We start from the raw sequence: 20,140 nt of genomic DNA, 5'->3' as shown, positions 1-20,140 counted from the left end.
ACAAATCCCTCAGGCCATCGCGAAGCGGTAATCGGCGGCGTAACGGCCGGTGACGCCGTGTTCGATCTGGCGCTCGATATCGGTCAAAAGCGAGGACGCCCCGAACCGGAACAGATGGGGCTGCAACCAGTGCGCCCCCAGTTCTTCCTTCATCAGCGCCAGATAGGTGAGCGCGTCCTTGGCCTTGGAAATCCCGCCGGCCGGTTTGTAGCCGATCTCGATGCCGGTCTCCTCGAAAAACCAGCGGATCATGCGGATCATGGCCAGCGAGGTCGAAAGCGTCGCGTTGGTCTTTTCCTTGCCCGTCGAGGTCTTGATGAAATCGGCCCCGGCCAACATGCAGACCAACGAAGCCTTGGCGACATTGGTGAGTGTCGCCAGCTCCCCCGTCCCCAGAATGGTCTTGATATGGGCATCGCCGCAGGCGGCGCGCATGGCTTTCACCTGGTCGTAAAGCCCCTGCCAATCGCCCTCCAGCACCATGCCGCGCTCGATGACGATATCGATTTCCCTGGCCCCGTCCTCGACCGAGGCCTCGATCTCGGCGAGCCTGATCTTGAGCGGCGTCAGTCCGTGCGGAAAAGCCGTCGACACCGCCGCGACCGGGATATCGGTCCCCTCCAGGGCCTTGACCGCCGTCGCGACGAAATTGTGATAGACGCACACCGCCGCCGGCGTGATCCCCAGATGGCTCACCCCCATCGCCTCGATCAGATCGGCGCGGATGGGATTGCGCGCCTTGGCGCACAGCCGCTCGACCCGGCCCTTGGTATCGTCGGAATTGAGCGTCGTCAGATCCATCAATGACACGGCCTTCAGGAGCCAGGCGAGCTGATATTCCTTCTTGACCGTCCGCCGCGCCCCAATGGTCGACGCGCGGCGCTCCAGCGCCGAGCGGTTCATCCGCACCCGCCCCACCCAATCGAGGTCGAGCGGAAAGCCGGGGTTGCGCTTGTGGCTGACACCAGGCGCGGGCGTATCGACGATCTTGAGACTCATATCTCCTCCACTAGCGCCGGGATCAGGCGCTTGAACTTCTCGGCCCCATATCTGGCGACGTCCTTGGTCTGCTCGTGCGAGATGGTCTCGGCCGCCATCCCCGCCCCCATATTGGTGATCGAGGAACACGCCCAGACCCGCATCCCCAGGAACCGCCCCAGGATCACCTCGGGCACCGTCGACATCCCCACCGCGTTGGCGCCAAGCGTCTGGGCCATGCGGATTTCGGCGGGCGTCTCGAAGCTCGGGCCAGAATACCACATATAGACGCCCTCCTTGAGGGCGATTTCGAGGCGGGAGGCCACCGCATGGGTCGCGGCACGCAGTTCGGGATCATAGGCGTCGACCATGTTGACGAACCGCCCATCGGTCGCTTCCCCGATCAACGGATTGACCCCCGCGTAATTGATGTGATCGGCGATCAGCATCAGATTGCCCGGCGCGACGTCGCGGTCCAGCGAGCCGGCCGAATTGGTGAGCAGCAGCGTCTTGACGCCAAGCTCGTCCAGCGTTTCGAGCGCCGGACGCATGGCGGCCGGGTCTCCATGCTCGTAATAATGCTGCCGGCCGGTAAGGATGGCCAGTCGCTTGCCGCCCATCCGCCCAACCAGCAACTCCTTGCCATGTCCCGACACCCCGCCCTGCGGGAACCCCTTCAACTCGGCAAACGGGATCGCCACCCTGTCTTCGAGAAGGTCGCCAATCTCCGAGAGCCCGGAGCCCAGGATCAGCGCTGCCTCTACGGGCTCATCGCCCGCCAGCTTGCGGATGGTCTTTATCGCTTTCGCCATGTGCGTATGCCTGTTTAACGCCCCAGGAACTCCGGGCCGAAGGAATGGGGCAGCAATTCCCCCAGCGTCGTATGAAGCGGCTCCCCCTCCACTCCAAGGCAGATGATCGGCGTCTCGGGCGAAGCGAACTCGCGAATACGCTGGCGGCATCCTCCGCAGGGCGTAACCGGGGTTGCGCCGGGGCCGGTGACGAAAATCTTTTCGATCCGCTTACCCCCGCCGGCGATCATCGCGGCGATGGCCGAAGGCTCGGCGCAATTGCCGACCGGGTAGGCGGCATTCTCGACATTGCACCCGCTATAGATTTTCCCGTCATCGGCAAGGATCGCCGCGCCAACCGAAAAGCCCGAATAGGGCGCGTAAGCCCTGGCGCGAACGGCCTCGGCGGCTTCGAACAGCGTCTGGTCCTCGCCCGAAAGCCGCACCTCAGCGCTCCTTGACATAGGGCTGGCCCGAAGCCTTGGGCGCGATGGCCCGTCCCACGAACCCGGCCAGCAGCAATATGGTCAGCACATAGGGCAGAGCCTGCATCGCCTGGGTCGGCACAAGCCCGATGATGGGCAAAGACACGCCCTGCAAACGATATTGCAACGCCTCGAGGAACCCGAACAACAGGCATGCCCCCAGCGCCGGATAAGGCTTCCACTTGGCAAAGATCAGCGCGGCGAGCGCGATATAGCCGCGGCCCGAGCTCATCTCGCGCGAAAAGCTCGCCGCCTGCGCGGTCGACAGATACGCCCCGCCCATGCCCACCAGCACGGCGGTGATCATCAGCGCCTTGTAGCGCAGCCAGGAAACCGACATGCCGGCGGTATCGAGCGCCTTGGGATTTTCGCCCACCGCCCGCAGCCGCAGCCCGAACCGCGTGCGCCAGAGCACCCATGCCGTCGCCGGCACGGCGAGGAAGGCGATATAAGTGAGGATGGTGTGGCCCGAAAGCAGCCCCGAATAGATCGGCCCGATCACCGGAACGCCGGCCAGTTCCTGGGCGAAGGGTAGTCGGATGCCGTAGAAGCGTGCGTCGCCGGTGAGCGGGGGCGTGTTACCACCGCGCCCGAACCATGCTCCGCCGAGAAACACCGTCAGCCCCGAAGCCAGAAAATTGAGCGCCACGCCGGAAATGATCTGGTTGCCGCGAAAATTGATCGAGGCCAGCCCATGGATAGCCGAAAAGACCAGCGACACGCCGATCCCCGCGAACAGCCCCAGCCACACATTGCCGGTCAGCGCCGCCACCACCGCCGCGCCGAAGGCCGAGCCCAACAGCTTGCCCTCGAGCCCGATATCGACGATCCCGGCGCGCTCGGAATAGAGCCCGGCCAGACACGCCAGGATCAGCGGGGTCGAAACGCGGATGGTGGTGATGAGAACGGAGATGAGGTCTTCCATGCCTTACGCCTCCTTCTCTTCGGTTACCCGGTCGGGCTCGCGCCGAGATCGGGCGGCCATGAAAGCAAATTCCACCGGGCTGCGCAGCATATTGCTCATCGCGCCGGTAAACAGGATCACCAACGCCTGGATGGTGACGATCATCTCGCGGGTGATCGTGGGCATCGTAAAGGCCAGCTCCTGCCCACCCTGATAGAGCACCCCGAACAGCAGCGCCGAGAGGCCCACCCCGATCGGGTGCGCCTTGCCCATGAAGGCCACGGCGATGCCCACGAACCCGGTGCCCGCGACATAGCCTAAAAGCAGGCGGCCATGGGCGCCGGCGGTATCGTTGACAGCGACCATCCCGACCAGCGCGCCGGAAATCGCCATGGTCACCATGATCAGCCGGGCGTTGGACATGCCCGCATAGCGCGCCGCCGTGCCGTTATGGCCCATGGTGCGCAGCGCATAGCCGAATTTGGTGTGCCAGATGAGGATGTAGACGCCCACCAGCGCCAGAAGCGCGATGAAAAACGAGATATTGGCCGGCGTGTTGCGCAGCAGCGGTATCCATTCGGACAGAAACGGCACGCGGGTGATTTCGGCGATCCGGGCGCTCTCGTCGGAATTGACGTTTTCGGGCTTCAAAATCCGCGAGATGATGTAGCTCATCATCGATGTGGCGATGAAATTCATCATGATGGTGGTGATCACCACGTGCGAGCCGCGCCTGGCCTGCAGCCAGCCGGGGATGAACGCCCAGGCACCCGCGAACAGCGCCGCCGAAATCATGATCAAGGGCAGCGCGAAGGCCCAATGCAGGCCACCCACCGCCAGCGCCACGAGGATGGCGCCCAGCCCGCCCACATAGGCCTGTCCCTCGCCGCCGATATTGAACAGCCCGCCATGATAGGCGACGGCCACCGCCAGCCCCGCGAAGATGAAATTGGTGGTGTAGTAGAGGGTGAACCCGAACCCATAGCCGTACCCGAACGCGCCATAGAGCATGATCTGCACGGCTTCGATGGGGTTTTCACCCACCGCCAGCACCACGATGCCGCCGATGATGAAAGCCAGCGTGACGTTGAGCACCGGCAACAGGATGATATCGACCCAGCGGGGCAAGGGCATGGAACCGCTCATGGATTGGCCTCGGCTGTGCGCGTTTCGCCGGATTTGACGCCGGCCATCAGCAGGCCCAGTTCGCCCTCGTCTGCCGTCGCGGGATCGGCTTCGCCCACGATATTGCCGTCAAAGAGCACGACGATCCGGTCCGAGAGCGAGCGGATTTCGTCCAGTTCCACCGAAACCAGCAATATCGCTTTTCCGGCGTCGCGCATCTTGATGATCTGGTTGTGGATGAATTCGATCGCCCCGATATCGACCCCGCGCGTCGGCTGACCGACGATCAGCACATCGGGATCGCGCTCCATCTCGCGGGCCAGGACGATCTTCTGCTGGTTGCCGCCGGAAAAATTGGCGGTCTTGAGATCGGTATTGGCCGGCCGGATATCGAATTTTTCGATATGGCGCTGGGCTTCGGCCCGGGCGGCCTTGACGTCGAGCAGCGGCCCCGCGCCATATTTTTCGTGGTAGCCCAGAATCGCGTTTTCCCATTCGAAGAAATTGGTGACCAACCCCATGCGGATACGGTCCTCGGGAACGTGCGCCAGCCCGTTGCGGCGCAGGATCGCCGCGCTGTCCTCGTTTGCGGCGGTCACGTCCTCGCCATTGAGGCGGATGGTGCCCGATCTGGCCGGACGCATGCCGGCCAGCGCCTCGAGCAGCTCCGATTGCCCATTGCCCGCCACCCCGGCGACCCCGAGTATTTCCCCCGCCCGCACCTGGAGCGAAACGCCTTTGAGCCGTTCGACCCCCGCATCGTCGGCGACGGTGAGATCGCTGACATCGAGCAGCACCTTGCCCGGATGGGCCGCCGCCTTGTCGACCCGCAGCAGCACCCGGCGGCCCACCATCAGTTCGGCGAGCTGTTCGGGCGTCGTTTTGGCGGTTTCGAGCGTTTCGACCATCTGGCCCTGCCGCATCACCGAGACGGCATCGGTGATGGCCATGATTTCTCTGAGCTTATGGGTGATCAGGATGATCGTCTTGCCCTCGTCGCGCAGGGTCCGCAGCACGTCGAACAAATGATCGGCTTCCGCCGGCGTTAAAACACCGGTCGGTTCGTCCAGAATCAGCGTATCGGCGCCCCGATAGAGCGCCTTCAATATCTCCACGCGCTGTTGCTGGCCGACCGAAAGGTCCTCGATCACCGCGTCGACAGGCACGTTAAGCCCGTAATCGTCGGCCAGGCGCTGCAATTCGCGCCGCGCCTTGTCGACGCTGGGCCTGAGCAGCGCCGAATCCTCGGCGCCCAGAATGACGTTCTCGATCACTGTGAAATTGTCGACCAGCATGAAGTGCTGGTGCACCATGCCGATGCCCAGATGCAGGGCGTCGGACGAATTGTGGATGGTGACCGGCGTCCCGTTCACCAGGATTTCGCCGCTGTCGGCGTGATAGAAGCCGTAGAGGATCGACATCAGCGTCGATTTCCCCGCCCCGTTCTCGCCCACGATGCCGTGTACCGAACCGCGTTTGACGGCCAGGTCGATATCGCGGTTGGCGTGAACCGGCCCGAACCGCTTGTTGATCTTTTTAAGTTCGATGGCAAGCGGGGTCCCAGCGGCCGCCTGCGGCCGCTGGAGAGTGTCGTTGGGTGTGTCCATGGCCGGACCTTTCCCTTAGCGAGGGAGCATCAGACCGGGCAGGATTGATCGTCCCGGTAGTCGTGAACCACGATATCGCCGGCAACGATCGCGGCGGTCGCCTCTTCGACTGCCGTCCGCATCTCGTCGGTGATGAGATCGGCGTTGTTCTCGTCGAACGCTGCGCCCACGCCCTCTTCGGCAAGACCGAGCACCTGCACGTCGCTCGTCCACTCGCCATTGGCGAAGTCTTCGAGCGCATTATAGACAGCGACGTCCACGCGCTTGACCATCGAGGTCAGTACCGAGCCGGGATGGAGATGGTTCTGGTTGGAGTCCACCCCGATACCGTAAACCCCGGCATCGGCCGCGGCCTGAAGCACGCCGACACCGGCACCACCGGCGGCGTGATAAACGACGTCGGCGCCGCGGTCGATCTGGCTGCGCGCTACTTCGGTGCCGCCGCCGGGGTTGTTGAACGCGTCAAAGCCCGTGCCGATGGCGGTTTCGATCACTTCGATGTCGGGATTGACATAGGCCGCACCCTCTTTGTAACCGCACCCGAATGCCTGCAGCAGTTCGTAGTCGAAGGCCGGGATGAAGCCGATGGTGCCGGTTTCCGATGCCATCGCGGCCAATACGCCGACGAGGAACGAGCCTTCCTGCTCCTTGAACACCACCGAGCGCACGTTGGGCAGATCGTCGACCACCGTGTCGATGATCAAAAACGATGTGTCGGGGAAATCGGGAGCGACCGAACGCAGGGCGGATTCCCAGGAGAAGCCCGGCAAAACGATCGGGTTGTTGCCGCGTGCCGCGAACTGGCGGATGGCCTGCTCGCGCTGGGCATCGCCGTTGATTTCGAGGTCCTGGAAAGCCCCGCCCGTCTCGTCTGCGAAGCGCTGGGCGCCATTATAGGCGGATTCGTTGAACGAGGCGTCGAACTTGCCGCCGCCGTCATAGACGAGCGCGGCGTCGGCCAGTGCGGTCCCGGCCATCAGCGTTGCAAGCGCGATACCGGCAAAAGCGGCCAGGCCAGTCGATTTTGTCTTGGACATGATGATGCGATGCTCCCTTTTTCCGGGCTGCGGAAACTCCGGCCATGGCCGGCGACATTTCCGCGCACGATAACCCCAGATACAATCGCGCAAAACTGGCCGACGCAATAGTCAATTTCGGTTTTTTGACCAGTTGGGCAAAAAATCTTGGGATTGCGGCGAGCCTTAACGCGTCAGTCCTCCAGCGGCGACACCTGGGCCCCCATCGCTTCCCCGAAGCGCTCGAAGAACCCGTCGATGATCTTTTGCGCCGAATTGCCGATCAGCGCCTTGCCCATGCTCATTATCCGCCCCGACGCGCCGCCGCTCGCCGCAAAGCTCAAGAGCGTATCGGCGCCCAGATCGGCCAATTCGATATCGGCGGAAGCTTGCGCCTTGCCCAGCAATCCGCCTCGGCCTTGCCCGGTCAGCGTATAGCGTTCGGCCGGCGTAACATTGGAAAGAAACAGATCGCCGGTGAAAGTGGGGTGCGCCACGCCGAAATTGACCGAGACCTCGAGTTCGAGCGCGTCATCCGCCACCCAGTCGATCCGCTTGCAGCCCGGAATGCAGGCCTTGAGGACTTCGGTATCGTTGAGCGCCGCCCAGACCGCCCCGCGCCCCGCCGCGACCCTGTATCGTCCTCCGAAATCCACGCCGGCCCCTCGTTTTCCTGCTGTCGCCCTTATGCGGCTTTTTGGCACCAGTTGCGATAAAACAGGCGCCTGTGATGCTTGCGCAATTGTCTTCTCCCTTGGCGGGCGGAATCATGGCACCACATCTGTCAAAGGTTACAACAGGGACGACGACAAATGGCAACCGAAGTGATGGACAAGCCTCTCGCCTATCTCGACCGCGCGGTGGGCGCGATCCGCGAATTGGGGCTCTGGCCGGAGGGCGAGCCCCAGGAAGCGCCGATCACCGGCCTGCTTTCGGAAATCACCCATCTCGACGACACCAAAGTGGTCCTGATCGGCCGTGTCCTCACCCAGTCGAGCGCCTTCAACGAAGTGGTCCGCACCCAGGTGGCGTCCATGAATGTGGGCGAGCGCTACGAGGACATCACCAAATCCTTCAACTCGATCCGCGACGACGCCAAGGGCATGGTCGACCAGCTCGAGGACGGCAAGCTCGACATGCTCGAGCGCGCTTCTAATGTGTGGATGAAGGTTTCGCGCGGCGATATCGCTTCGCGCTTCGACAAGATCCGCGACACCTATCTCGACGTCTCGAAAGACACCAAGGACCAGATCGACCGCGAGCACACCATCCTCGAGGCCTATCGCGATTTCCGCGGCGCGCTCAAGCAGGCCGAGGTGATGGCGCTCGAAGTGCTCGAAATCGCCGACAAGCAGCTCGAACAGCGCAAATACGAGCTTAACACCGCCTCCGAGGCGCTCACCGCCTTCACCGAAGGCACGCCGGCCGACCGGGCGCGGCTGGAAATGGCGCGTGACGAAAAGCTGCGCGATCTTCAGAACGAGGAGCGCCGCTACCAGATCGCCAAGGACCTTTCCGATAACCTGACGATCTCGTATTCGACCTCCGAAGTGATCATGGCGCGGCTGATGCAGACCACCAACGCCAAGGAGCGGGTCTATCAGCAGTCGATTTCCTTCTTTTCGACCAATGAGACGGTGCTCACCGCGCTCTCGGCCTCGTTCACGGGCCTGTTCGGTCTCCATGAATCGACCGAAACGCTCAATGCGATGAAGGAAGGCATGAGCCAGAGCCTGGAAACGCTTTCCGAGATCGGCGGCAAGGTGCAGGAAGAGGCGCTCAAGGCAGGTTACGGCCCCACCATCCGCGCCGATGCGGTCAAGAAGCTGGTCGATAGCGTCGTCAACTTCCAGGAGCACTCCTACACCATCATCGCCGAGATGCGCGACCAGGCGACCAAGAATTCGGTCGAAATCCGCGATGCCGTCGAGGATGGCAAGAAGCGGCTGGCGACGCTCGCCGCCCAGGGCAATGCCCTGGTGGCCTCGCAATAGGAGCTGTTGCAACAGCCAATGACCAGCGGTGGGGCTATATCGGGGCAGGCGGGCAAGGCGCCGCTTGACGACGTCATGCTCGCCATGGACGTCGTGGACACCTTGCGCCACGAGGACAACCTCGTGGCCCGCGAGTTGGGCGCCGGCGCGCGCGAAGCCCAGCTCATCGAGCGGCTGCGCAAGATCTATCACGATCAAGGCATAGAGGTGCCCGACCATATCCTCGCCGAGGGCGTCAAGGCCCTCGCCGAGAGCCGGTTCACCTATACCCCGCCCCCTGACAATTTCTCGACTTGGCTGGCCCGGCTCTATGTCAGCCGCGTCCGCTGGGGTCGGCCGGCGCTCATCGTCGCCGCGCTGCTCGTCCTGATCGTGGGGGGCTATTTCTTCGTTTACCGCCCCTATCAGGCCGGCGTCGCCGAAGCGGCGCGGATCGAGCTGGCCGAAGGCCTGCCCGCGCAGATGGACACGCTCTACCAGAACATCTTCAACGAGACCAAGGTGCAGTCGGCGCTGGAAATCGCCGAACCCTGGGTCGAGCGCGGCAAAGCCGCCGCCGAACGAGGCGATCGCGATGCGGCGCTGTCGGCCATCGATGAGCTGGAATCCATCCATTCGACGCTTCTGGCCGAATATTCCATCCGCATCGTCAACGAGCCGGGACGCGACACCGGCATCTGGCGCTTCCCGGAAAACAACACGGCGGCGACCAATTACTACCTCGTAGTCGAAGCGCTCGACGCCGATGGCGAGGCGGTGACCCTGCCCGTCACCAATGAGGAAACCGGCGAAACCCAGGACGTTTCGACCTGGGCGATCCGCGTGCCCGAAATCACCTATGAGAATGTGCGCGCCGATCGGCAGGACGACGGCATCATCCAGCGCAACGTTCTGGGGGTCAAACAATACGGCTTCCTTGATACCGACTACACCATGCCGGTGCTCGACGGAGCGATTACCCAATGGTGAGGCGGCAATGAGTGTAAGCGGACCCCAGGCCATGCGCGCGCTCGACGATGCGCTGCGCGACATCAGGCGCGAGGAAGACGAAATCACCAAGCGCATCGCGCGCGCCAACGAGCGGGCCGGCAAGCTGCGCGAGACCGAACTGGGGCAGTTGCGCGCCCTTGCCACCGTGCGGCTTTCCCCCGAGGTCAGGAACGAATTGGCCGGCACGCTTTCCCAGGCGGAAAGCAAGGCCCGCGACATGCTCAAGGCGCATGCGGCGGCCATGGCCGAAATGGAAAAGACGCTGGCCGACACCGAGGCTGCGCTGGCCGGGCTCACCGCCGAACGCCAGACGCTGCTCGATACCGCGGCAAGCCGCCAGGCCGAGCTCGACGCCCTTTCGGCCCCGGTCGCGTCGGCGCTCGCCGCCGATACGGACTATGAAAAGCTTGTCGCCCAACGCGAGGAGCTCGACCGCACCGCCCTGGAAGCGGACCGCAAGGCCGATCAGGCCGAGGCCGACCGAGACGCCAAGGGCGAGCCCTACCGCTCCGATCCGCTGTTTTCCTATCTCTGGGATCGTGGCTACGGAACGTCGGCCTATAAAGCCGGCAATATCACGCGCATGCTCGACGATTGGGTGGCCCGGCTGGTCCGCTACACCGAGGCGCGCGCCAATTACGCCATGCTGACCGCCATTCCCGAACGGCTGCGCGAGCACGCCGAGCGGCTGGCCGACGACGTCGAGGTCGTGGAAGCCCAGATCGCGGACACGGAAAAAGCGGCGCTCGACGCGGCCGGCGGGCGCGATGCGCGCACCGAGATCGAGGCGGCCCGCGCCAGGGTCGAGGCGATCGATGCCGAGCTGCTCACCCATGAGGACGCCCGCGAGGAGCTGACCGAGCGCCAGAAACAGATCGCCGACGGGGGCGACCCCGCCTTCGGGCAGGCGGTCGAAATGCTCGCCGAGGCGATCCGGGGCACGGGAATCGAAAAGCTGTTGGCCGAAGCGCGCGCCACGCGCACCGAGGAAGACGACGCCATCGTCGCCCGCATCGAAGACGCCCGCCGCCGCATTGCCGAGGAACAGGTCGAACTCGACGACGAACGGGCCCGTCTCAAGACGCTGGAATCGCGCCGGCGCGAGCTTGAGGACATCGAATTCGAATTCAAGAAATCGCGCTATGACGACCCGCGCTCGCGCTTCGGCGAGGACCGGCTGGTGGGCGATCTTCTCACCGATTTCCTCAAGGGCGGCATGACGGCGGCCACCTATTGGGGCAAGTGGCGCGACTCCCAGGATTGGTCCGGCACGTCGGGGCCCATCGTTCCCACCCAACGCCCCCGCTCGTCCAAAAGCCGGGGCGGTTTCCCCGTCCCTCCCGGCGGCTTTTCCCCCCGCCCGCCTTCGGGCGGCAATTGGGGCGGCTTCTCGCGCCCCCGCGGTGGCGGCTTCGGCGGCGGTGGTGGCTTCAAAACCGGCGGCGGCTTCAAGGGCGGCGGGTTCAAGACCGGCGGCGGGTTCTGATATTCGCATCCTTTGGCGCGGCGGGGTGTCCTCCACGATCACAGACAGAGCCGCGTCAGACAGCAAACCACGCTCATTGCCCGCCGGGCAAAATCCGGCAATAACAGGGTGATGTCCGACACGCTTTCCATCCTCGTCATCGATGACAACGCCATCCGCGCTTCTATCATCGAGGCCGGGTTGCGTGAGGCCGGGCACGCACATGTGCGGGTCATCACCGAAATCGGCGATGTTGCAAGCCAGATCGGCGCACTCGCCCCCGACGTGGTGATCATCGATCTCGAAAATCCAAATCGCGACGTGCTGGAGCACTTTTTCGCCCTTTCGCGCAGTCTCAAGCGGCCGATTGCCATGTTCGTCGACAAGGCCGACCTGAGCTCCATCGAAGCGGCCGTGGACGCCGGCGTTTCGGCCTATGTCGTCGATGGCCTGCGCAAGGACCGGGTCAAGCCGATCCTCGACATGGCCATTCTGCGGTTTCGCGCCTTCTCCCGCATGCAAGGGGAGCTGGAGGCGGCGCGGTCCGAATTGCAGGGTCGCAAGGTCATCGACAAGGCCAAGGTCATATTGATGCGCACACGCGGCCTCTCGGAGGACGAGGCCTATGCCCTGCTGCGCAGTACGGCCATGAACCAGAATCGCAAGATCGCCGAAATCGCTCAGAGCCTGGTGACAGCGGCCGAGCTTCTGGGGCCATAGGAGAGAAGATGGGACTGACGCAGATCACCGTGGGCTATGTGCCGCTGCTGGACAGCGCCGTGCTGATCGCAGCGCAGGCCATGGGCTTTGCCGAGGCCGAAGGACTGGAGCTGCGCCTGGTGCGCGAGACGTCATGGGCCAATATTCGGGACCGGGTGGCTATCGGCCATTTCGATGCCGCCCATATGCTGGGCCCAATGCCGCTCAGCGCCAATTTGGGGCTGACCCCGCTTGATGCACCGCTTATCGCACCGATGGCGCTGGGGCTTGGCGGCAATGCCATCACCGTTTCGAACGAACTCTGGGAGCAGATGGCTGCGGCCGGCGCACCCACGGATGGCTCGGCCGCCGGCACGGGCCATGCACTCCGCCGGGTCATCGCCCAGCGCCAGCAACGCGGCCTGCCGCCGCTGCGCTTTGGCGTCGTGCATCGCGAGAGCGGGCACAATTACGAATTGCGCTATTGGCTCGCGGCCTCGGGCATCGATCCGCAAACAGATATCGAGATCGTCATCGTGCCGCCACCCTTCCAGCCCGATGCTCTGGCTGCACGCCGCACCGATGCCTATTGCGTGGGCGAACCGTTCAGCTCGGTCGCCGTGGCCCGCGGCATCGGCCGCATCGTCACCACCAAGTCGGCCATCTGGCGGTTGAGCCCCGAAAAAGTGCTCGGCACCCGCGCCCAATGGGCCAATCGCTATCCCGAACAACTGGCCGCCCTCATCCGCGCCGCGACCCGTGCTGCCCGCTGGTGCGGCGATCCGGACAATATGCCCGCTCTCGCGGAAATCCTGTCGCGCGAGGATCGCCTGGGCTTACCCGCCGAGCTTTTGCTGCGTCCCTTGTCGGGCAGGCTGCTCTTCGGCCCCGGCGAAGAACATCAGGTCGACGAATTTTTCGTGCCCTTCCTGCGTGCCGCCAATTTCCCCTGGATCAGCCATGCCATGTGGTTCTATTCCCAAATGGTGCGGTGGCGTCAGGTCGAACACACGCCCGAAAACGCCGCCAAGGCCCGCGCAACCTATCGCCCCGATATCTTCCGCGCCGCGCTGTCGGCACAGGGCATCGCAATCCCCTCGGCCAATGCCAAGATCGAGGGCGCGCTGACCGAGCCGACCATGGTTGGCGCTGCCGGCGGCGCGCTGACGCTGGGGCCGGACGGCTTCTTCGATGGCATGAAATTCGACCTCGACAGGCTTGATGATTATATCGCAGGCCAGAAGTACCACCTGCCCACACATTAAGCATTTTGCTGCAGGCTTGTGCGCAAACCTTTTTTGCCGCCGTTAGACTTTATCGACGCAAACCCCTCATAGACCTGATTTTGCTGGATTTTCTGCCGCGCAGGCAATCTGGCACGCTTCCTGCAATTTCTTTTGCAAGCGCTCCGGCGCAGTGATTTCCTGGCGTCCAATGGCGGGCGCCGACACATCTGGCAACGCCGCCAACCATCAAGACAGGTCTTCCCTTGGGAGACGGGTCGTGACGGTTGGCGGCGTTTTCGTTTTGGCCGTGCGGTCCGGCAAGGACCGCCATAACGAGAGCAGTCGATTTCATGACCGAAAAGCTCGTCATCATCGGTGCTGGCATGGCCTCCGGGCGCATGCTCGAGCATCTGTTCGAGACGCCCCACACTTACGAGGTGACCCTGTTCGGCGCCGAGCCGCGCGGCAATTACAACCGCATCATGCTCTCGCCGGTCCTTGCGGGTGAGAAGACCTACGAGGACATCGTCACCCATGATGCCGATTGGTACGCGGCCAATGGTGTCGATACCCGTTTCGGCCACGCCGTCACCAAAATCGACCGCCGGTCCAGGACGGTGTTCGCCAACGGCGTCGAGACACCCTACGACAAGCTGGTCATCTCCACCGGTTCGGCTCCCTTTATTCTCCCCATCGCCGGTCGTGACCTGCCCGGCGTGCGGGCCTTCCGCGATCTCGACGATGTCAATGCCATGCTCGCCGCCGCCGATCGGGCCAGTGGCCGTGCCGTCGTCATCGGTGGTGGCCTTCTGGGCCTGGAGGCGGCCGCCGTCCTGCGCGAACGCGGCATGCAGGTCGTCGTGCTGCACCTTGCCGGCCATTTGATGGAGCGCCAGCTCGATGCGGCGGCCGGCTATCTCCTCGAGCGCGAACTGACCCGCCGGGGCATCAAAATCCACTGTCGCGCCCAGACCAAGGCCATTCTCGGCTCCGACCGGGTCGAAGCCGTACTTCTCGACGACGGCACGCTGTACGAAGCCGATCTGGTCGTCATGGCCGCCGGCATCCGGCCGGAAACGCGGCTGGCAACCGATGCCGGCCTGGAAGTCCAGCGCGGGGTGGTCGTGGACGCTTCCATGCAGACCTCGGACCCCGCCATCCTGGCCCTGGGCGAATGTGTCGAGCACGACGGAGCCGTCTATGGCCTCGTCGCCCCGCTCTACGACATGGCTAAAGTCGCGGCCAAAACGCTCGTCGGCGAACCTGCCGCCTTCGCCGCCCCCAAGACGGCGACCCAACTCAAGGTGACCGGGGTCAGCCTCTATTCGGCCGGCGATTTCGCCGAGGGCGAGGGCCGCGAAGAGATCGTGCTCCGCAATGCCGCCTCAGGCATCTACAAGCGCGTCGTGCTCGCCGGCAACAAGATCATCGGCACGGTGCTTTATGGGGAAACCGGCGACGGCGCCTGGTTCTTCGATCTCATCAAGCGCGGCACCGACATCAGCCAGATGCGCGACACGCTGATCTACGGCCAGTCCTATGGCGGCGGTGCCGCCGCCGATCCGCTGGCCGCCGTGGCAGCGCTCCCCGCCGATGCCGAAATCTGCGGCTGCAACGGCGTCTGCAAGGGCAGGATCACCGATGCCATTACCGCCAAGGGCCTGACCTCGCTCGACGATGTCCGCGCCCACACCAAGGCCTCGGCCTCCTGCGGCTCCTGCACCGGCCTCGTTGAAAAACTGCTGATGGCGACGATCGGCGATGCCTATAACCCCGCCGCCATCCAGCCCATGTGCAATTGCACCGACCTCGGCCATGACGAAGTGCGCCGCCTCATCGTCGCGCAGAACCTCAAATCCATTCCCGCCGTCATGCAGGAGCTGGGCTGGACCACCTCCTGCGGCTGCGCCAAATGCCGGCCCGCGCTCAACTACTACCTCATCGCCACCTGGCCCGGCCAATACCAGGACGATGGCCAGTCTCGTTTCATCAACGAGCGTGTCCACGCCAATATCCAGAAGGACGGCACCTATTCGGTGGTGCCCCGCATGTTCGGCGGCATCACCAATGTGAAGGAATTGCGCGCCATCGCCGATGTGGCGGAAAAGTTCGAAATCCCCACCATCAAGGTCACCGGCGGCCAGCGCATCGACCTGCTCGGCGTCAAAAAGGAGGACCTGCCCGCCGTCTGGGCCGATCTGAACGCCGCCGGCATGGTGTCGGGCGCCGCCTATGCCAAGGGCTTGCGCACGGTCAAGACCTGCGTCGGCTCCGACTGGTGCCGCTTCGGCACCCAGGATTCCACCGGGCTCGGCATCAAGATCGAGAAGTTCATGTGGGGCTCCTGGACCCCGGCCAAGCTCAAGCTGGCCGTGTCCGGCTGCCCGCGCAACTGCGCCGAGGCCACCTGCAAGGACATCGGCGTCATCTGCGTCGACAGTGGCTACGAGATTCATTTCGGCGGCGCCGCGGGCCTCGACATTCGCGGCACCGAAGTTCTGGGCCACGCCCGAACCGAAGACGAAGCCATCGAGATCATCGCCGCCCTGACCCAGCTTTATCGCGAACAGGGCCGCTATCTCGAACGCATCTACAAATGGATGCAGCGCGTCGGCATCCCCTCGATCAAGGCCGCAATCGTCGAAGATTTGGCCAGGCGCCGGACGCTGTTCGACCGCTTCGTCTATTCCCAGCAATTCGCCCAGGTCGATCCGTGGGAAGAGCGCGTCAACGGCAAGGACGCCCATGAATTCGCGGCCATGGCCGATCTCGCCATGCTCCAGGCAGCGGAGTGAGCGCCATGACCGACATGAGCCCCATCACCTGGATCGAAATCGGCGCGCTGGCCGACGTGCCACGCCGGGGCGCCCGCTGCATCGCCACCCCACTCGGCCGCATCGCCGTGTTTCGCACCGCTACCGACGAGGTTTTCGCCATCGACGACAAATGCCCCCACAAAGGCGGCCCGCTGAGCCAGGGCATCGTGCATGGCAACCAGGTCACCTGTCCGCTGCACAATTGGGTCTTTTCGCTTGAAACCGGCCGGGCCCAGGGCGCCGACGACGGCGCGGTGCGGACGTACCCCATGCGGGCCGAAAATGGCCGCCTCTTCATCGACGCATCCATTCTGCAAGCGGCAACCGCCGCCTGATCCCCACCCCCTCAGGAGACTTCCATGGACTATGTCATTCCCAAAGACTTCGTGAAAAAGATGATCGACGCCGGCGAGGCAAAGGTCTTCATGTCGACGCGAGACACACTGGTCCGCGCTTATATGGCCGGTGCCATTCTCACGCTGGCCGCGGCTTTCGCCGTCACCATCAACGTACAGACCGGCCAGCCCCTGGCTGGAGCCATTCTCTTCCCGGTCGGCTTCTGCCTGCTCTATCTGATGGGTTTCGACCTGCTGACCGGCGTCATGACGCTCGTGCCCCTGGCACTGATCGACAAGCGCCCCGGCGTCACCATGGGTGGCCTGCTCCGCAATTGGGGCCTGGTCTTTACCGGCAATTTCGCCGGCGCCTTCACCGTCGCGGTATTGATGGCCATAACCTTCACCTTCGGCTTCAGCCAGGAGCCCAATGCCGTCGGCCAGGCCATCGGCCATATCGGCGAGGGCCGTACCGTCGGTTATGCCGAGTACGGCGCGGCCGGCATGCTGACCCTGTTCGTTCGGGGAGTTCTCTGCAACTGGATGGTGTCGACCGGCGTCGTCGCCGCCATGATGTCGAACTCGGTTTCCGGCAAGGTCATCGGCATGTGGATGCCCATCATGCTGTTCTTCTACATGGGCTTCGAGCATTCCATCGTGAACATGTACCTGTTCCCCTCGGGCATCATGCTGGGCGGCAATTTCTCGATCATGGACTATTTGGTCTGGAATGAAATCCCCACCATTGTCGGCAATCTGGTCGGCGGACTGAGCTTCGTCGGCCTCACCCTCTATGCCACCCACTCCCGCACCGCGCCACGGCGGCAGCCGGCGGACCATGGCCGCGCGGCTCGCAAGACCGCGCCGGTTCCGGCCGAGTAAGCCCCGGCAAAACCAGGAGACCGGCAAATGCATATCGTGTCGCAAACCCGCAATGGGGCCAGAGCGCCCCGCATGGCAGAGCTGGCGACCCTGCCGGTCTTCTACACATTGACCACCAAACGCGTGCTGGTCGCCGGCGGCTCGGAAACCGCTGCATGGAAAGCCGAATTGCTCGCCGCGGCCGGCGCGCAGGTTCAGGTCTTTGCCGATCACGACGCATGCTGCGCCGAAATGATGGCATTGGCCCAGGCCGGGCAGGCTACGCTGCACCGGGCACATTGGCGGTCAGCCGACTGGAGCACGCTGGCGATGGCCGTTGGCGATTGCAACGAGCCCGATGGGTTGGCTTTCGCCAATCATGCCAGAGCCATGGGCGTGCCCTTCAACGTCATCGACAAGCCCGCGCTGTGCAGCTTCCAGTTCGGCGCCATCGTCAATCGCTCCCCCCTTGTGGTCGGCATCTCGACCGCCGGGGCGGCGCCCATTCTTGGCCAGGCCGTGCGGCGGCGCATTGAAATGCTGCTGCCGCCGGCACTGGCCGGCTGGGCCAATGTGGCCAGTGCCGTGCGCGATCGGGTCGGCGCCCTGCTCGATCATGGACCGCAGCGCCGCGCCTTCTGGGAGCGCCTGTCCGAGGCCGCCTTTATGTCACCGCCTGATCCGAGCCAAATTGCCAAATGGCTCGGCCAGGCGAGCAGCGCCCGGCCCGGAAAAGTCACCCTGGTTGGCGCGGGGCCGGGCGATGCGGAATATCTGACGATCAAGGCGGTCCGCGCCTTGCAGGCGGCCGACGTCATCCTGTTCGACGATCTCGTGTCCGACGAAGTGCTCGAACTGGCGCGACGCGAGGCCAAGCGCATTCTGGTGGGCAAGCGCGGCGGCCGCCCCAGTTGCAGGCAGGAGGACATCAACGCGACAATGATCTCGCTGGCCAGGCAGGGCCGTCATGTCGTGCGCCTCAAATCCGGCGATCCGATGATTTTCGGCCGTGCCGGCGAGGAGATCGAGGCTCTTAAAGCAGAACATATAGACGTCGAAATCGTCCCGGGCATCAGTGCCGCCTTCGCGCTGGCGGCCACCCTCAAGACCTCGCTGACCCATCGCGACTGCGCCCAATCGGTCCGCTTTATCACCGGGCATTCGCGCCATGGCGGCCTGCCCGAGAACCTGGACTGGCATGCCCTGAGCGATCCCGGCACCACCCATGTTTACTACATGGCCGGCCGCAACACCGCCGACATCGCCGCTCGGCTGATCGCCAAAGCCATGCCGCCAGATACGCCCGCCGCCATTGCGAGCGACATCAGCCGCCCCGGCCAAACGATCATCCACACCTGCCTCAAGGATCTGCCCGAGGCCATGGCGAGAACAGACCTGCAAAAGCCGGTCCTCCTCATCATCGGCAATGCCCTGCGCAAAGGCCACCCGGCCGTATCTCACGCCGAACAGACCGCATTTGCCTCGTAGAAGAACAGACCGTTTGTTGCCGGGCTGTCTCTCTTCGCTTCCGGCAAAGCGACCATTCGCTCACCACGGATGACCGCTTGGTATCGCCGGCTACTCGACGATGGAATCAGAATGGGGTGGGAAACGGAATGGCGGCTTTTATGCAAGATTTCTAATCGAGCACTCCCTGCGTAAATTGAGCAATGATTGTCGCCTAGGGAATTACTGGTGGAACCTCAAGGAGTTTAGAGGCAGCGACGGGAAACTGGAAACCCAACTGCTTTTTAAGTCTCTCGATCATTTCCAAGTACCATAATGGCGCGAACGGCGAAATGATCACCCGCTCGATCAACACGTCAATATCGCACTGCAGAGAGAGACCAGGCTTCAACGGACGATGATCTTCGACGATGTTGTCGAAGCGCATTGTCTCCTCGTTCCACGAAAAATCGGGTAGAGGGTCATGGGCATCCTTAGTATCCCAATACACAAGCCTGACCTCCTGCTCGTACGAATAGCTTGTACGTTTGACCATCAGCGTATCGAACGCATTCGAATTCCCGATCTGGAATGTATTTGGATCTTCGTATCGCACAGCACCAAGATTAAGCTGTTGAGAGTTCGAAGCCAAGGCAGCCTCAAGCCTCGCTCCGTTGCTGACGATGGCCACTCCTGCACCCGGAGAGGCATAGATTTTCCACATCGCAATGGACTCGTGTGGCGCTGCGTGCCAGCAGTTCATGTAGTAGTTGCGACGTCCAAACTGTGTAAATAAGCAGCTCTGCTCCTCGATCATGACCCAAGACATAAATGCGGACTGCGGAGTGCTGTGCTCGTCTCGTCCGTAAATACTAAGGATTTGCACCCGAAGCTCTTCGGGCACTTCCTCGATACTTTTCCAAATCCTATGAGGGAAGCGGATTGGCCCCGGCCGCCCTTCATAAGGATCGTCGGAAGCTAAAATTTCTGCGTTCGTCAGCCAAAGCTGACGTGACGTGATTAGGTCAACAAATTTCGAAAGGTCAGTGTAGCGCCAAAGAGAAGTGGAGACTAGCGGTCGATTGAAGCTGGGATGTTCACCGATCGGCATTTGGTACCTGCTTCCCTCTAGTTAATATGAGGGCGCGCGTAGCCACCATCATTTTCAAACCTTTAAATGACTGCTTTTTGGATACGACACAACTTGCCCAGGACGTCTTGCTTTAGGTCGATTCCTGCCCTCTAGCGCTCCGACTTGCACGTCGCCAGCGCCCATCCCACCAAGGGTTATCCCGGCCCAAGAGCCGGGATCAAGTCCGGGGCGATACGATGAGTGCGGGAAAACGCCTTCGCCCCACTCACTCCCTTGTCACCCCGGGATTTATTCCCGGGGTCCAGCGGC

18 protein-coding genes are annotated in these 20,140 nt (G+C 63.3%); 9 read left to right on the top strand and 9 right to left on the bottom strand.

All coding sequences use genetic code 11. The features are described 5' to 3' along the window. Window positions 1–9: 9 nt before the first annotated feature. From deoC to V4T21_RS14460, 8 genes are all read right to left on the bottom strand, one after another. Window positions 10–999 (bottom strand): deoxyribose-phosphate aldolase, encoded by a 990-nt coding sequence (gene deoC / locus V4T21_RS14495; RefSeq protein WP_332718056.1) that lies wholly within the window; start codon window positions 997–999, stop codon window positions 10–12. Then, entirely contained in the window at window positions 996–1,790 is a 795-nt protein-coding gene (locus V4T21_RS14490; protein ID WP_332718054.1) for a purine-nucleoside phosphorylase, read from the bottom strand. Before V4T21_RS14490 ends, deoC begins: the two co-directional genes overlap by 4 nt. A gap of 14 nt (window positions 1,791–1,804) precedes the next feature. Next, window positions 1,805–2,233 (bottom strand): cytidine deaminase, encoded by a 429-nt coding sequence (locus V4T21_RS14485; protein WP_332718052.1) that lies wholly within the window; start codon window positions 2,231–2,233, stop codon window positions 1,805–1,807. Continuing rightward, on the bottom strand, window positions 2,217–3,179 hold the full coding sequence (locus V4T21_RS14480; RefSeq protein WP_332718050.1) for an ABC transporter permease: 963 nt from the start codon (window positions 3,177–3,179) through the stop codon (window positions 2,217–2,219). The genes V4T21_RS14485 and V4T21_RS14480 overlap by 17 nt, the downstream gene beginning before the upstream one ends. 3 nt (window positions 3,180–3,182) lie before the next feature. Next, window positions 3,183–4,304, bottom strand: coding sequence for an ABC transporter permease (locus tag V4T21_RS14475; RefSeq protein WP_332718048.1), 1,122 nt, complete (start codon window positions 4,302–4,304; stop codon window positions 3,183–3,185). Further along, window positions 4,301–5,890 (bottom strand): ABC transporter ATP-binding protein, encoded by a 1,590-nt coding sequence (locus tag V4T21_RS14470; protein WP_332718046.1) that lies wholly within the window; start codon window positions 5,888–5,890, stop codon window positions 4,301–4,303. The genes V4T21_RS14475 and V4T21_RS14470 overlap by 4 nt, the downstream gene beginning before the upstream one ends. 29 nt (window positions 5,891–5,919) lie before the next feature. Then, window positions 5,920–6,927 (bottom strand): BMP family lipoprotein, encoded by a 1,008-nt coding sequence (locus tag V4T21_RS14465; RefSeq protein ID WP_332718044.1) that lies wholly within the window; start codon window positions 6,925–6,927, stop codon window positions 5,920–5,922. Between the two features lie 173 nt (window positions 6,928–7,100). Next, a complete protein-coding gene (locus V4T21_RS14460) occupies window positions 7,101–7,562 on the bottom strand; it encodes an SRPBCC family protein (protein WP_332718042.1) in 462 nt (153 codons plus the stop codon). A 156-nt stretch (window positions 7,563–7,718) separates the two neighbouring features. On the opposite strand from V4T21_RS14460, the gene V4T21_RS14455 reads away from it, so the two are divergent. The 9 genes from V4T21_RS14455 to cysG all read left to right on the top strand — a co-directional run bounded on the left by V4T21_RS14455 (window position 7,719) and on the right by cysG (window position 18,780). Then, complete coding sequence (locus V4T21_RS14455; RefSeq protein ID WP_332718040.1) at window positions 7,719–8,900, top strand: cell surface protein; 1,182 nt, start codon at window positions 7,719–7,721, stop codon at window positions 8,898–8,900. A gap of 18 nt (window positions 8,901–8,918) precedes the next feature. Next, window positions 8,919–9,869, top strand: coding sequence for a DUF6384 family protein (locus V4T21_RS14450; protein ID WP_332718038.1), 951 nt, complete (start codon window positions 8,919–8,921; stop codon window positions 9,867–9,869). Between the two features lie 7 nt (window positions 9,870–9,876). Beyond that, on the top strand, window positions 9,877–11,376 hold the full coding sequence (locus V4T21_RS14445; protein WP_332718036.1) for a coiled-coil domain-containing protein: 1,500 nt from the start codon (window positions 9,877–9,879) through the stop codon (window positions 11,374–11,376). Window positions 11,377–11,487: 111 nt separating this feature from the next. Then, entirely contained in the window at window positions 11,488–12,075 is a 588-nt protein-coding gene (locus tag V4T21_RS14440) for an ANTAR domain-containing response regulator (RefSeq protein WP_440589660.1), read from the top strand. A gap of 8 nt (window positions 12,076–12,083) precedes the next feature. Next, window positions 12,084–13,319, top strand: coding sequence for a CmpA/NrtA family ABC transporter substrate-binding protein (locus V4T21_RS14435; RefSeq protein WP_332718032.1), 1,236 nt, complete (start codon window positions 12,084–12,086; stop codon window positions 13,317–13,319). A gap of 311 nt (window positions 13,320–13,630) precedes the next feature. After that, window positions 13,631–16,075, top strand: a complete 2,445-nt coding sequence (gene nirB / locus V4T21_RS14430) for a nitrite reductase large subunit NirB (RefSeq protein WP_332718030.1) — start codon at window positions 13,631–13,633, stop codon at window positions 16,073–16,075. A gap of 5 nt (window positions 16,076–16,080) precedes the next feature. After that, window positions 16,081–16,431 (top strand): nitrite reductase small subunit NirD, encoded by a 351-nt coding sequence (nirD, locus tag V4T21_RS14425; RefSeq protein ID WP_332718028.1) that lies wholly within the window; start codon window positions 16,081–16,083, stop codon window positions 16,429–16,431. 24 nt (window positions 16,432–16,455) lie between these two features. Next, window positions 16,456–17,313 (top strand): formate/nitrite transporter family protein, encoded by an 858-nt coding sequence (locus tag V4T21_RS14420; RefSeq protein WP_332718026.1) that lies wholly within the window; start codon window positions 16,456–16,458, stop codon window positions 17,311–17,313. A 27-nt stretch (window positions 17,314–17,340) separates the two neighbouring features. Continuing rightward, a complete protein-coding gene (cysG, locus tag V4T21_RS14415; protein ID WP_332718024.1) occupies window positions 17,341–18,780 on the top strand; it encodes a siroheme synthase CysG in 1,440 nt (479 codons plus the stop codon). A 193-nt stretch (window positions 18,781–18,973) separates the two neighbouring features. Here cysG and V4T21_RS14410 read toward each other — a convergent pair whose 3' ends face one another. Continuing rightward, window positions 18,974–19,849 carry a DUF2971 domain-containing protein gene (locus tag V4T21_RS14410; RefSeq protein WP_332718022.1) on the bottom strand — a complete coding sequence of 292 codons (876 nt, stop codon included), beginning with the start codon at window positions 19,847–19,849 and terminating at the stop codon, window positions 18,974–18,976. Window positions 19,850–20,140: the final 291 nt, after the last annotated feature.

The organism is Pelagibacterium mangrovi, assembly GCF_036662815.1.
GTDB classification, from domain to species: domain Bacteria; phylum Pseudomonadota; class Alphaproteobacteria; order Rhizobiales; family Devosiaceae; genus Pelagibacterium; species Pelagibacterium mangrovi.
This window is presented reverse-complemented; position numbering and strand designations above follow the sequence as displayed.

Coding starts and splice junctions, on each gene's coding strand:
- deoC (WP_332718056.1), bottom strand. CDS start 999: ATGAGTCTCAAGATCGTCGATACGCCCGCGCCTGGTGTCAGCCACAAG.
- V4T21_RS14490 (WP_332718054.1), bottom strand. CDS start 1,790: ATGGCGAAAGCGATAAAGACCATCCGCAAGCTGGCGGGCGATGAGCCC.
- V4T21_RS14485 (WP_332718052.1), bottom strand. CDS start 2,233: ATGTCAAGGAGCGCTGAGGTGCGGCTTTCGGGCGAGGACCAGACGCTG.
- V4T21_RS14480 (WP_332718050.1), bottom strand. CDS start 3,179: ATGGAAGACCTCATCTCCGTTCTCATCACCACCATCCGCGTTTCGACC.
- V4T21_RS14475 (WP_332718048.1), bottom strand. CDS start 4,304: ATGAGCGGTTCCATGCCCTTGCCCCGCTGGGTCGATATCATCCTGTTG.
- V4T21_RS14470 (WP_332718046.1), bottom strand. CDS start 5,890: ATGGACACACCCAACGACACTCTCCAGCGGCCGCAGGCGGCCGCTGGG.
- V4T21_RS14465 (WP_332718044.1), bottom strand. CDS start 6,927: ATGTCCAAGACAAAATCGACTGGCCTGGCCGCTTTTGCCGGTATCGCG.
- V4T21_RS14455 (WP_332718040.1), top strand. CDS start 7,719: ATGGCAACCGAAGTGATGGACAAGCCTCTCGCCTATCTCGACCGCGCG.
- V4T21_RS14450 (WP_332718038.1), top strand. CDS start 8,919: ATGACCAGCGGTGGGGCTATATCGGGGCAGGCGGGCAAGGCGCCGCTT.
- V4T21_RS14445 (WP_332718036.1), top strand. CDS start 9,877: ATGAGTGTAAGCGGACCCCAGGCCATGCGCGCGCTCGACGATGCGCTG.
- V4T21_RS14440 (WP_440589660.1), top strand. CDS start 11,488: ATGTCCGACACGCTTTCCATCCTCGTCATCGATGACAACGCCATCCGC.
- V4T21_RS14435 (WP_332718032.1), top strand. CDS start 12,084: ATGGGACTGACGCAGATCACCGTGGGCTATGTGCCGCTGCTGGACAGC.
- nirB (WP_332718030.1), top strand. CDS start 13,631: ATGACCGAAAAGCTCGTCATCATCGGTGCTGGCATGGCCTCCGGGCGC.
- nirD (WP_332718028.1), top strand. CDS start 16,081: ATGACCGACATGAGCCCCATCACCTGGATCGAAATCGGCGCGCTGGCC.
- V4T21_RS14420 (WP_332718026.1), top strand. CDS start 16,456: ATGGACTATGTCATTCCCAAAGACTTCGTGAAAAAGATGATCGACGCC.
- cysG (WP_332718024.1), top strand. CDS start 17,341: ATGCATATCGTGTCGCAAACCCGCAATGGGGCCAGAGCGCCCCGCATG.
- V4T21_RS14410 (WP_332718022.1), bottom strand. CDS start 19,849: ATGCCGATCGGTGAACATCCCAGCTTCAATCGACCGCTAGTCTCCACT.